10 protein-coding genes are annotated in these 12,295 nt (G+C 46.5%); 3 read left to right on the forward strand and 7 right to left on the reverse strand.

From position 1 onward, the window contains the following. Positions 1-34: 34 nt before the first annotated feature. Together B2X00_RS02275 and B2X00_RS02280 are read left to right on the forward strand one after the other, a co-directional pair. Positions 35-1,669, forward strand: a complete 1,635-nt coding sequence (locus B2X00_RS02275; RefSeq protein WP_290485941.1) for an ABC transporter ATP-binding protein/permease — start codon at positions 35-37, stop codon at positions 1,667-1,669. Continuing rightward, positions 1,662-3,266, forward strand: a complete 1,605-nt coding sequence (locus B2X00_RS02280) for an amino acid ABC transporter ATP-binding/permease protein (RefSeq protein WP_290485942.1) — start codon at positions 1,662-1,664, stop codon at positions 3,264-3,266. The genes B2X00_RS02275 and B2X00_RS02280 overlap by 8 nt, the downstream gene beginning before the upstream one ends. Here B2X00_RS02280 and kynU read toward each other — a convergent pair. From kynU to B2X00_RS02300, 4 genes are read right to left on the reverse strand one after another with little or no spacing between them, the layout of a single operon-like run. Then, a complete protein-coding gene (gene kynU, locus B2X00_RS02285) occupies positions 3,252-4,493 on the reverse strand; it encodes a kynureninase (protein WP_290485943.1) in 1,242 nt (413 codons plus the stop codon). The genes B2X00_RS02280 and kynU overlap by 15 nt on opposite strands. Then, a complete protein-coding gene (locus B2X00_RS02290) occupies positions 4,480-5,328 on the reverse strand; it encodes an alpha/beta hydrolase family protein (protein WP_290485944.1) in 849 nt (282 codons plus the stop codon). Before B2X00_RS02290 ends, kynU begins: the two co-directional genes overlap by 14 nt. A 55-nt stretch (positions 5,329-5,383) precedes the next feature. After that, positions 5,384-6,640 (reverse strand): mechanosensitive ion channel family protein, encoded by a 1,257-nt coding sequence (locus B2X00_RS02295; RefSeq protein ID WP_290485945.1) that lies wholly within the window; start codon positions 6,638-6,640, stop codon positions 5,384-5,386. After that, positions 6,637-7,128 (reverse strand): DUF962 domain-containing protein, encoded by a 492-nt coding sequence (locus tag B2X00_RS02300; RefSeq protein ID WP_290485946.1) that lies wholly within the window; start codon positions 7,126-7,128, stop codon positions 6,637-6,639. Before B2X00_RS02300 ends, B2X00_RS02295 begins: the two co-directional genes overlap by 4 nt. A gap of 118 nt (positions 7,129-7,246) precedes the next feature. Here B2X00_RS02300 and B2X00_RS02305 point away from each other — a divergent pair, with 118 nt between their 5' ends. Next, positions 7,247-7,822, forward strand: a complete 576-nt coding sequence (locus B2X00_RS02305; protein WP_290485947.1) for a gamma-glutamylcyclotransferase — start codon at positions 7,247-7,249, stop codon at positions 7,820-7,822. Positions 7,823-7,954: 132 nt separating this feature from the next. On the opposite strand, the gene B2X00_RS02310 is transcribed toward B2X00_RS02305, so the two are convergent. Genes B2X00_RS02310 through B2X00_RS02320 form a run of 3 tightly spaced genes read right to left on the reverse strand, consistent with a single transcriptional unit; the run spans position 7,955 to position 12,211 of the window. Further along, positions 7,955-8,269: an ArsR/SmtB family transcription factor gene (locus tag B2X00_RS02310; protein WP_290485948.1), complete on the reverse strand. Its 315-nt coding sequence runs from the start codon at positions 8,267-8,269 to the stop codon at positions 7,955-7,957. A 55-nt stretch (positions 8,270-8,324) separates the two neighbouring features. Next, positions 8,325-10,541, reverse strand: a complete 2,217-nt coding sequence (locus B2X00_RS02315; RefSeq protein WP_290485949.1) for a sensor domain-containing protein — start codon at positions 10,539-10,541, stop codon at positions 8,325-8,327. After that, positions 10,523-12,211: an EAL domain-containing protein gene (locus B2X00_RS02320; protein WP_290485950.1), complete on the reverse strand. Its 1,689-nt coding sequence runs from the start codon at positions 12,209-12,211 to the stop codon at positions 10,523-10,525. The genes B2X00_RS02315 and B2X00_RS02320 overlap by 19 nt, the downstream gene beginning before the upstream one ends. Positions 12,212-12,295 lie beyond the last annotated feature (84 nt).

Below are 12,295 nucleotides of genomic sequence, written 5' to 3' on the forward strand. Positions count from 1 at the left end.
AGTAAAAGCCGATCAGGGTTATCACTAAGAACCAATGAGTGATCACTTTCGCTCGGCAGCGAACTATCTTAAGCAAATACAAACTGTTGCGCAGCGCTCGACTCGTCGGGCGCTGCTGTTTGGTGTGTTACACACCGCGAGCGTCATCCTACAACTCTATGTGATAGCCCAATTAGCCTATGGATTGCTGGCGCTTAAACAGTCGCTCGACGAGCTGGCTTTTTATTGGGTGTTGCTGCTGGTCGCCTCGTTCGCGCGCGGTCTGTTCAGCTGGCAGCGCGAAGTCTGGCAAAGCGAGGCTGCAGGTTTAGCATTACATCATGCCCGAAAGGAGCTGCTACGCCGGTGGCAGCGTCAATGTCGGCAAGGAAGCGATATCGATCGCGGTGATGGTTCGATGCTTGTTGATACCGTTGAGCTGCTACGAGGCTATTATGAGCGTTATTTGGTTCAGCAATACTTAACCGTGTTGAGTCCATTGATGGTTCTCGTTATGTGCTTTTGGCTCAACCCTGTTGTAGGTGTATTGCTGCTCATTGCGGGGCCTATCATACCGCTGTTTATGGCGCTCGTCGGTATGGGGGCGGAGCGTGTGAGCCAAAAACATGCGCAAAGCAATGTTGCCTTGAGCCGTGTATTTACCAGCATGCTGAAGAACGCTACGAGTATTAAATTATTCGATGGTTTGTCCTTCGCTAATAATAGCATTGCAGAAGCAGGTGAAACTTATCGTCGTGCCAATATGAAAACGCTAAAACTGGCGTTTTTGTCCTCGGCAGTGCTGGAGTTCTTCTCTAGCGTGGCTATCGCAGCGGTTGCCCTATACGTTGGTTTTGGTTTACTTGGCTACATCAATTGGTTGGGCGCTGATGAGCTCACGTTGTTTAGTGGCTTACTTGTGCTGATGTTAGCGCCTGAGTATTTTGCGCCACTGCGCCAGTTTGCGCAGACTTATCACGACCGAGCAGCAGCTATAGGTGCTGCTACTTTATTAGCAGAGTATCAGCAGCATGAAGTAAACAATAATGTGGCTGAGGCTGTGTCGGGCGACTGTTTAGCCATTCGAGGCTTGGAAGCGGTTATTACACCCGATTCGGTGCTATCCTATCGTGACTTCAGCTTCCCGAAGGGGGCGCTAACCGTCATTTCAGGTCCTTCAGGATCGGGAAAAAGCACTCTGTTACGGGTATTGCTTGGCCTACAGAACTATCATGGAACGGTGTTACGAGATAAAGATAGCGATCAACCTATTGCCTATTTTTCTCAGCAACCATTTTTACTACCCGCAACTATTCGAACTAACTTATTTTTGTACAGCGAAGACAACGCGCGCGATCCCCAATCCATTTTGCAACGCGTCGGTCTTGAAAAAGCAATAGCTGTTGCTCCCTCGGGTCTAGATACAATGCTCGGTGAGCGTGGAGCAGGGTTATCAGGAGGGGAGCAACGACGTTTAGCCTTGGCACGCTGCTTACTGAGTTCCTATCCGCTAATTATTTTAGACGAGCCAACAGAAAACTTAGACGCCGAATCGGCGGCTGTGATTCGGCGCGAACTATGCAACTTGTGCAAAGAGGGGCGTACCGTCATTGTTTCTAGTCACGACGAAGCTTTAATCGCGTTGGCTGATCAGCGCTTTGAGCTGGATGGGGGAGGCTTACATGGCTAAACATTTAGTCTTTAAGCCTTGGTTTCGAGCCTTTTACGCGCATCGTTGGCAATGGTGGCTCGGTTTCAAGTTAGCATTACTCACTATCGTTTGTGGCATTGGATTACTGGCTCTATCGGGCTGGTTTATTACAGCCTCGGCGCTCTTTGTCACAGTGAATATTTATGCACCTGGCTCAGGTATCCGCTTTTTCGCAGTGACGCGAACCGTAGCGCGTTACGTCGAACGCCTAGTAAATCATGACTTAGTGTTAAAAATACAAGCGCGCTGGCGAATTGCTTGGTTCAAACATTTTCAGCGTCACGCCTATCAAGGACTTGCTCGCTTTCGAGTCGCGCAGGCTATCCAAGGACTGACTCGTCATATCGAGGCGATGGATAACCTCTGGTTGAGGTTGGCGATGCCAGCATTTGCGGTAACGTCCGTCAGCTTATGCTTTGCCATTTGGTTTAGTTTTTACCATTGGGGGCTTGCTTGTATTGTGGTTGTTACCTGGTTAGGTGCAGTCTGTTTAATCGCCAGACTGGCACACCACTCGGTGTTACAGGCGGTGAAAGTCGAGAAGTATCAACACCGTATGCGAGCCCGGGGGATGGCGTTAACCGAATCAATAGAGGAGACCCTCGCTTGGCAGCAGTTTGATAAGCAAAGTGAGCGTATTGGACATTACTCGCGACAAACAGAGCGCGCTTTTCTGGTTGAACAGCGTCGCGCTCAAAAGATTAAGCGATGCTTAGAGTGGCTAACTCACGGTGCCATTGTGGGTATCTACGGGCTGGCTATTCATTTGTTCATTAATTCGAATGCCCAAATGAGTAGTGCTGAGGTGGTGATGTTACTGCTTGCCTCACTCGCGTGGCAGGAGTTGTTACTTGAACTACCTCAACAATGGCAAAATTATGGACGTACAGCCCTAGCTAGTCGTCGTTTACTAGCGGAACAAGCGAGCAATGCAGTAAAAGCGAGGGTGACTGAGTCCGCGGATGCGTCGCTGCGGTGGGATAATGTCACTGTGTACCGGCAGTCACGTCAACTGTTTGCACCGTTAAGCCTCCAAGCCGTAGCGGGCGATTGGATATGGTTGTCAGCGCCTTCTGGCGAGGGAAAGTCGACACTTCTAAATGCAACTGCAGGTATGTATTCGGACTTTTCTGGTGAAATAGCCGTGCCGAACCTTTCCGAGTTTAATTATCTTACCCAACACACCGACATACTCGATGATACCGTGTTTAACAATCTCACGCTGGGACGCCAACTGAGTGAGCAGCGAATTTGGCAAGTGTTGGAGTGGGTTGAGTTAGCTGAGCGTATCCGGCAAATGCCGAAGCAGTTATATAGTCGTATCGGTGAGCAGGGGATTCGATTGTCGGGTGGGCAATACCGACGCTTGGTGCTCGCCCGCGCACTGCTTAAAGACGCTCCTCTGGTGATTTTGGATGAACCCTTTTCTGGCCTGGAAGTCGCCTTAGCTGCTCGAATTACCGCACGGCTGATGAGCGAGTTGCCCCAATCTATCGTCTTGATAGCCAGTCATCATGTGCCCGAGATGGCGCGAACACATGATAGACACGCGGTTATCAGGTTAAGTCACTGTTAAGCGTGTTTGCCAACGTGGATCGAGGTAGGCTTGGGTTGTCATAATGTCATCCAGTATTGCTATCGCACGTTCAATTTCTTGAAATTGGTTATACAGGGGCGCAAAACCAAAGCGGATGTAATTAGGCGCTCTAAAGTCGGCGATAACACCTCGTTCAATCAGTGCTTGGCAAATCTCATAAGCTTTTGGATGGGCATAACTTAACTGACTACCACGTTGTTCGGCATGCGGCGGCGAAATAAGCTCAAAGTCGGGTGACCAACTATGAGCGGTCATTTGCTGTTGAAATGCTTGGGTGAGTTGCATTGATTTAGCGCGCACTTGCTCCATCGATACATCATCAAAACAGTCGAGAGCAGCGTTAACCGCTTGCATTGAGAGCACCGGCGGGGTGCCTACCAGCATTTTTTGGATCCCGTTCGCAGCCTGATAACTGGGGTCAAAGGCAAACGGATTAGTATGACCAAACCAGCCCTGTAACGGTTGTTTGAGTGCTGCATGGTGGCGTTGATTCACGTAAACAAATGCCGGAGCACCGGGGCCTGCGTTTAAATACTTATAAGTACAGCCGACCGCATAATCTACTTGCCAATCAGTTAGATGAATCGGCATGACACCCGCGCTGTGGGCTAAGTCAGCTATTATTAACGCGCCTTGGCTATGAGCTGCTTGACTGAGTTGCTGTAAATCAAGCTTGCGGCCCGTCCTAAAATTGACCTCGGTGGCTAGAACAGCAACGGTATTTTTATCAATAGCGTCGACGAGCTCAGTTTCGTCAACCAGCTTGAGTTCACAGCGTTGCTGGCCCAAAAACGATTCAACACCTTGGACCATGTATAAATCGGTCGGGAAGTTATCGCGAGTCGATAAAATAACACGCCGATGATCGTTGCCTACTTCACTGATGGCGGCACAGATAACTTTAAACAAGTTAACAGAGATAGAATCGCAGCAAATTACTTCCTCATTATGTGCACCAATCAACCGTGCGATTTTGGCGCCTACCGTGGTGGGTAGGTTGACCCAGTCGTGCTGGTTCCAACTCTTAATTAGGTCATTTCCCCATTGCTGGCGTGTAGTTTCATTGACTGTCTGTGCGACTATTTTGGGTAACGCGCCCAGTGAGTTACCATCGAAATATATCGTGTCATTAGATAGCTCAAAGGTTTCACGTTTATGGGCTAAGGGATCGTCACGATCAAGTCGCGCATAATCAATCTGATTCATTAAATACATCCTTTAGTAATTTCTCTACGCGGGTAAATGCGACAGTATCCGGGTGTAGCCAATCAAAGTGTCCGGCCTCTTTTTGTAAATATATTGACTGCGCTCGGTCGGTCAGTGCTTTTGACTGGTTTGGAGCGACAATCGGGTCGTCGGCGCCATGCAGTAAATAAACGGGATTTAGAAAATGTTGCTCAACGGGGTTGGCTGCGAGGTAAGCTTCGGTGCTCGCTTCAAACGAACCTCCCATAAATTGTTCGGTCGCTACCTCGCAGCTATTGCTACCTACACTGTATTTTACGATGTCGCTTATGGCAGCCAGTCCGATAACTGATGCAAACGTATTGGGGAGCTGCTCATCGGCTGCGGCAAGTAACGCAAGGTGACCACCGGCGGAATGACCTAAAATGGCAGTATTTGGCGCGCTAACGTTGGGTTCCCTAAGGATCTGTTGAATGGCTGATCTGATATCTTGGTAACTGGTCGGCCAGCCACCGCCATTACCGACGCGTCGATATTCTATTCCGAATACTTGATAACCCAACTTACTGAGGGCTGACATAAAAGGGCGTGCATGTTTAATGTCGTAATCGCTCAACCAACAACCGCCATGGATAAACACGAGGTTACCTTGGGGCGGCTCAGATGGTCTCCATACCTGTATAAACTGACTAATATCGTCGCCGTAGTCGAGAGTCGAGTCCGCATCAGTGTATGGCAACTCAGTAATTGCTGAATACGAGACAGGCATAGCGACTTTTTCTTGTGTGGTACCATAGCTTGGGTATATACAAGCAATAAATAAAAGTACTGAAATTCTAAAGGAAAATGCTTTCATGTATGGTTTTTGCTGAGCTAGCTGATTGCGTTGCAAAAACCATACAACTTTGCTGTTAAGACTGCAACGATTGACGTCCAAACTCACGAATACTGGTACGCAGATCTTGACCCGAGGTCTCTTGGAAAACATTCAGGCCAAATGCCGGTAAGATAGCTAATAGGTGGTCAAAAATATCAGCCTGGATGCCCTCATATTCAACCCAAGCAATTGTGTTGGTGAAACAATAAATTTCCAGAGGTAAGCCTTGTGCGGTGGGGCTGAGCTGTCTAACCATTAACGTCATATCTTGGTGGATTTGTGGGTGGCTTTGCAGATACTTTTGAACATAAGCTCGAAAGGTCCCAATATTAGTGACATTACGGCTGTTGATAGGATCATGCCCTTCACTCACTAACTGTTCATTCCATTGCTTGATATCTTGTTCTTTATCGTTGAGATATTGACTCAGTATTTTGAACTTGCGAAGACGGGTCTTATCTTCGTCGCGCAAAAAGGCAATACTGGTTTGATCGATAAATAGACTGCGCTTAATACGCCGCCCACCGGCCTCTTGCATACCGCGCCAGTTCTTAAACGATTCAGAAATGAGGCGTTTGGTAGGAATGGTGGTAATTGTTTTATCCCAGTTCTGCACTCGTACCGTGTGTAACGCCATGTCGATGACGTCACCGTCAGCATTCAGCTGCGGCATTTCAATCCAGTCACCGACACGGATCATGTCGTTTGATGATAGCTGAATACTGGCGACGAATGAGAGGATTGTGTCTTGAAACACGAGCATGGTAACGGCACCCATGGCACCGATACCGGATAATAGAATAACAGGTGACTTATCAATTAATGCTGCGATGATAAGAATGGCGGCAATGAGATAAACCGCGATGGTAGCGATTTGTAAATAACCCTTGATGGGTTTCAAGTGCGCATCGGGACGACGGCTATAAATCTCATTCACGCTGCTCATTGCCGCACTGAACGCACGAGCAATGGTGAGCACGATATAAGCGACAGCGACATTTTGTATTATCGTAATGACAGTAGCAGATAGATCAGGGATCCAATGGATACCCGCTGTAAGCAGCAATGCTGGAACCACTTGCGAGAGCCGACTGACAATTTTTTTAAGGCCAACGCTGGGGTCACGTCCTAACTCGGTGCGCGATAAAAGTCGAGCGACACCGCGTAGCAGAATATGCTTAGTAAAAAATTGCGCTAACCAAACCGCAATAGCAAGCAGAACGCAAGCACTCAGGGTATAAGCGTAAGGGCGTCCCTCGGCCCATTCAATAAACCAATCCGGGTAATTCACTGACGTTTTTCAACCTCATTTTTGAGCTGCTTACGTAAGCCTAAAAAGAAAATAACTTCAGTTACGACAAATAAGGGCCCAATAGCAAGCCCCATGATGTCGTCGATGAAAGCAGGCTTTTTACCTTCAAAATAATGACCTATGAACTGGAAAATCCAACCGACGACAAATAAGCCGATACCAAATATTAACCACGCTGTGGTCGGCAAAGCGGCTAGTTCACGGCTGACTGATAAACCAAGCCATAACAACACCGTCATAAGCAGTCCAAGCGGTATATCAAGCCGTATGTAAAAAACTACAGCGACAAAGACAACTAAGTTAGCCGGAGTGAGTAAAAGGTAGCCCACGCTAAATTCGGGTCGGCTGAGTAAGGTTAGGATTGCAACTACGATCAGCGGAATACCGATCAGGTGGGTTAATATATTGCGCGAGTCACGATGATACTTTGCATATTGCGCTAAGTGATCGACAAGTGAGCGGCTCATAAAGTAACCTTTTTAATAGAGTTTAATGCGGATAAGAGTGCAACGAAGCCACGCTACTGTCAATTACAAAAGCTTGTTAGACTTTGCCGCAACGAGGTGTATCCCAAAGGAGTATTCGATGTCTCACGATACCAGTTTAATAAACAAACAACGTCAAGATCTATCAGCTTTCGAGTCTGTTTGGTTATTTGGCTACGGGTCGCTCATTTACAAGGTCGACTTTCCTTATCTTGAGCGCAAGCCGGCGACCATTACTGGTTGGAGCCGTCGATTTTGGCAGGGATCTCATGATCATCGTGGAACACCTGACGCACCTGGAAGAGTACTTACGCTCATCGAAACACCCGGCGAAAAGTGCACGGGAATGGCTTACCGAGTGTCACCAGAAGTGTTTGAGCATCTCGATCATCGAGAAAAGAATGGCTACTTAAGATTTTTTACACCGATGCTGTTTGCAGATGGTCAGCAAGCGGATGGGTTGGTGTATATTGCTAGTAGTGATAACGCAGCGTTTTTAGGCGATGCGCCACTGGCTGAGATTGCGCAGCATATCGTGCAGAGCCGAGGTCCAAGCGGAGAAAATAGTGAGTACTTGCTTAAACTTTCGCAGGGGCTGCGCAATCTGGGCGTGACGGACCCTCATGTTGAGGGGATACGTCAGCACCTTGAACCTCTGCTTGCGGATCAGCGCTAGGCACACCCACACAGAGTCGACACTCTCCGGTGGTGGGCGCTGAACGCTCTACATAACGGAGTTTGTGACTGGCGTGTTCGCGATTGGCCGATACTTGATAGACACGTTGTCGCTGACTCATTGCACTTCTTCTTATTTCGCACCCAATGAGTCTTTCGGACAATAAAGTTGATACAGAAGTTCCATAATGGTTTTCGTGTTACCGTCGCTCAGTTGGTAGTATATATACTTGCCCTGTCGGCGTGTCGCGACCAATGACTGTTGACGTAAGCGATTTAAATGTTGTGAGAGCATCGGTTGGTGAATATCCAATTGTTGCTCAATTTCACCAACGGAGCACTCCTTTTCACTCAGCAGACATAAAATGAGCAGCCGATCGGGGTGCGACAGTAGTTGCATGACTTTTGCCGCTTCTTGTGAAGAAGCCTTTAATATTTCCGGATCCATAACTTGTTACCATCACAATAAACGTATTCAATAATATCAAACACGTGCACCGATGCTACTGATTTGTATTAGCAACGAGTTTATTTAACGGTTTAGCGGGATGAATGAAACGCCCTTGGCATACGTCAAAGCGGAGTTGTTTAGCCAGAGCAAACTGGTGCTCTGATTCAATGCCGAGTGCGTGCACTTTAATTCCTGCTCGATGAGACAGCTCTACGATACCATCGACAATCGCGTAGCCACGTTCATTATCAAGCGTAGCCATAAAGTCGCGATCAACTTTTATTGCAGATATTGGGAACTCTCGTAAGTATGTGAGCCCGGCGAATCCAGCACCAAAATCATCAATGATTAATGAAAAATTGGCGGCTGCTAGCGCATTCAGTGTTGTTCTTAGTTCATCTGAAGGGTCAATTAAAGAAGCTTCCTTAAGTTCAAAACATAGCTCGGCATTGAGCGCTTTGATTCGATCTTGAGTCTTTTTCATTTGTTGGACAAAATCCATATCGAGCTGTTCTGTAAACAGATTAATTGTGACCTTACGTTTTTCATCCGCATTGACCGGAATAGATGCAAGGTCGTTGAATACTGTTTCAATGACCCATTGCCCGAGGCGTTGTTTGACAGATTTATCACAGGAGTGAAGAAAGTCTGAAGCAGGTATGATGCCCTCATCCTCGTGATGCCAGCGTAAGAGTGCTTCGTAACCTTGGATATGCTTGTCGAAGTCAGAGATAGGTTGATAGTAAACTTCAAACTGCGAATGGTCTAATGCGCGTTGTAGTTGCTGCTTGACGAGTAGTTGCGAGAAGGAATCACTCGCCATTTGTTGATTAAAAATAACCTGGCTTGAATAAGGTTTACGGCGGGCACGCTGTAAGGCTGAGCTCGCATAAGACAACAATGAGGCGGTATCAAGTCCATCAAGTGGGTAAGTACAAGCACCGATATTCGCGGTTACTTGCAACTGAATGTGTTTTTCGAGCATCAGCGGCTTGTTCAGAGCGCTCATCAGGTCATCCATGAGATCTTGTAGATCCATATATTCTTTAATACCCGATAATAAAATCCAGAAATCATCGCCCCATGCACAATAAAGTCCAGCATTGTCTGGCAGTGCTTGCTGGAAACGTTGTGCAACTCGTTGTAAAACACGGTCGCCATTGGTAACACCGTAAGAGTCATTAACCTTATGAAACTCTCTGATATTGATGTTAAGAACAGCTACTAATTCGTCTTCGTTCGCTCTATCGAGCGATGACTGAAGGTCGAGCTTGAGTTGCTCAAGATTGGGTAGCCCTGTTAGTGGCTGAATGTAGGCAATTTGCTTGAGCCTGCGACGCTCTGATGCAAATGCCGATAGGTCAATGAGCGTGACAAAGCGAACCGCACCTTGCTTGTCCTCGCTGATTTTCAGTAATCCATGCAAAGCTTGATGGTTAGGGCGATTAAATTCAACCAAATACTCAATACCCGCTTCTAAGGTAGGATTGTCATTGTTGAAGTTGGTTGGCGAGATAAAATCTAAAATATGGTGCGCGCTGGGCTCATTATCGGTTAGGCCAATTAAATTACGGAAATTAGTATCAGCCCGTAGGATACTGTCATCGTCATTGAGTTCTGCAAAACCAATCAGTTCACGTTGAGTGATGGCTTGATTATCTTGGAGCCAACTCAAATCGTGGCTAATGTCCGACCACTGACCGGCAATTTTGTCATTATCATCATGAAAGGTGCGTAGCTCATCGCGTAACCAAATATAATGACCCTGTTTGGTTCTGAAGCGATAGCGATGCACAAAGGTGTGATTTGCCTCGACTTTAGTCAGCGCGCTTAATGTGAGCGCTCTGTCTTCTGGGTGTACGTTATCAAACCACCAACTGGGTCCCATTGACTCCTCAACCGAGTAGCCAAGAATCTGTTTAATATTCCTACTCACATAAACGGGTTGATAGGTATTACCTTGTTTGTGTAACTCGTAAACTATGGTTGAACCCTCATCAAGTTGGTTGATAGAGGGCTGCAACGACTTGATCATTGTTTTGGATGCACGCAATGCGCGCCAGATAAAGAACGTAGATTCAGCGATGATAATTGCACCGACTAGCATGACGCCGAAATGCAAAGTTTGTACATCAAACGGGTACAGGTATAGCAGACTGACAGCCAGTACGGTAATTACCGTAGTAGTCAGGGCATATGCTGCTAACCAGTGGAAATGTGTTTTTTCAATCGCTTTTTTACTTTTTGTCTCTATCGGATTCTTGCCCATGGAATATCGTCTTTAGCCGTCGGTTTACTTAAGATCGATCCTTGAAGCTCATCACATCCAATGTGTTTTAGTAATAATAGTTTGGCGCGGTTATCCACGCCGGTTGCAATGGTTTTGAGTCCACGCGAGCGAGCCATTTTGATCATCGAAATGAGCGTACGTTTTTTGTCACTATTCGATGTTGCTTTTAAGACCAAGTTTTCGGAGAGCTTTATCGCGTCTACTGGAAGGACAAAAATACTTTGTAACGTGAGCTGACCTTCACCAAATTGGTCTGCAATAATGGTGACTCCCATGGAGCGTAACTTTTTTAAATAGATTTTTGACTGCTCACTGATGCGCACCAGTGAGCGTTCACTAACTTCTAAGCTAAGGCTAGATGGTGGGAACTTAGTTTTGTTTAACGACTTCGCAACCACATTTAATATTGCCGGCTCGAGAATATCGTTAAGCGTGATGTGTAACGATAGGCGAACAATAAAGTCATTTCGCATCCATTCAGTGACATCGTTAAAAGCGGTTTTAATCATCCAGCCGGTGAATTGCTTAGCTAGTGAGGCTTCTTCTATGAGTGGTTTAAAGTCTTCCGGCGATAGGTAACCACGCTGGTTGTCTTTCCATCTGACAATCGCTTCGATGACTGAGAAATAGCCAGAGTTAGTATTCAATCTGGGTTGGTAATAGAGTTTAATATTCTCGCTATCGATAGCCGATAATAATTGTTTAGATAAAGGTTCGTCGTGATCCTCGACAAGATCATTATCGTGGTCTAAAAATGAGAAAGTTTGGTTGTTTTCAGCAGCTTTATAACTGTGTTGTTGTGCGTCATGTATCACCATATTCGCTTTATCTTTTGCATTTTCGCGTTTAACGCGCAAGACGCCTGCAGTGGTATCAAGACGAAATTCAGAGCCATCGATAACAATGGGTTGGCTTAGTATCTGTTGTAACTTTTCCTGTAGCTCTTCGCGCGAATGTTCGGTATTAGCATGCAAACCAACGAGCTCATTGGTTGCTGTTTGACCCACTTCAGCGGACTGCCCAAGCGCCTCTTTTAATTGCTTAGCCAACTCAGCAACGATTCTATCCGCTTTCTGCTGACCCACTTGATTACGTAATTTATCAATATTGCTGAGTCTTAAATTAATAATATCCATTAACGCATCAGTGGGGGCTGAGTTTTGCTTCGACCATTCGTTGATTTGATCCAGTAATGCCTCATGGTTCGGCAATGCGGTTCCCTGAAAAGTTTTCTTTGCTTTGCTTTCTAAGTGATGAAGTTGCTGAACAGAACGGCTAATGAGGCCTGTAATGAGTGGGAGTAACGTTAACATTAATAGGCGCACTGGCCAGTCAATCAGGGTACTTTCTTGGTCAATGAGCTCTGTCGGAAAAAACAACGGGGTTAGCATTAATCCTGTAACGAAGCCTCCCAACGCGCCGATACGAGGACCGAGTAATAAACCTGCAAATATCAGCGGAAAGTAAATTAAGTGTTCGAACACACTTGGCAGACCGCCGGTAAATTCGATAAGTTGAACACAGGCTGTAAGTAGCACTGCTATGAGAAATCCACCGAACACTTGTTTTTCTGCGTTCAACTGAGTGAACTCAACAAGTGTTTCGCGACACCATGTAGAAAAGCTGTAAGGGTTTGATGTATCGTCCATTTGTTTCCATATGCGTGCGATCATCGCACTATCTTATGCGTAAATCATTTACTAATATGGGACATGCTGTTCTGACAAGCTTCT

The sequence above is a fragment of the Idiomarina sp. UBA3162 genome, assembly GCF_002364475.1.
Lineage (GTDB): Bacteria > Pseudomonadota > Gammaproteobacteria > Enterobacterales > Alteromonadaceae > Idiomarina.

Bases quoted from the DNA above. Each gene is read 5' to 3' on its own strand.
- B2X00_RS02320 (WP_290485950.1), bottom strand. From the start codon at position 12,211: ATGGACGATACATCAAACCCTTACAGCTTTTCTACATGGTGTCGCGAA.
- B2X00_RS02305 (WP_290485947.1), top strand. From the start codon at position 7,247: ATGTCTCACGATACCAGTTTAATAAACAAACAACGTCAAGATCTATCA.
- B2X00_RS02280 (WP_290485942.1), top strand. From the start codon at position 1,662: ATGGCTAAACATTTAGTCTTTAAGCCTTGGTTTCGAGCCTTTTACGCG.
- B2X00_RS02275 (WP_290485941.1), top strand. From the start codon at position 35: ATGAGTGATCACTTTCGCTCGGCAGCGAACTATCTTAAGCAAATACAA.
- B2X00_RS02315 (WP_290485949.1), bottom strand. From the start codon at position 10,541: ATGGGCAAGAATCCGATAGAGACAAAAAGTAAAAAAGCGATTGAAAAA.
- B2X00_RS02300 (WP_290485946.1), bottom strand. From the start codon at position 7,128: ATGAGCCGCTCACTTGTCGATCACTTAGCGCAATATGCAAAGTATCAT.
- B2X00_RS02290 (WP_290485944.1), bottom strand. From the start codon at position 5,328: ATGAAAGCATTTTCCTTTAGAATTTCAGTACTTTTATTTATTGCTTGT.
- B2X00_RS02310 (WP_290485948.1), bottom strand. From the start codon at position 8,269: ATGGATCCGGAAATATTAAAGGCTTCTTCACAAGAAGCGGCAAAAGTC.
- kynU (WP_290485943.1), bottom strand. From the start codon at position 4,493: ATGAATCAGATTGATTATGCGCGACTTGATCGTGACGATCCCTTAGCC.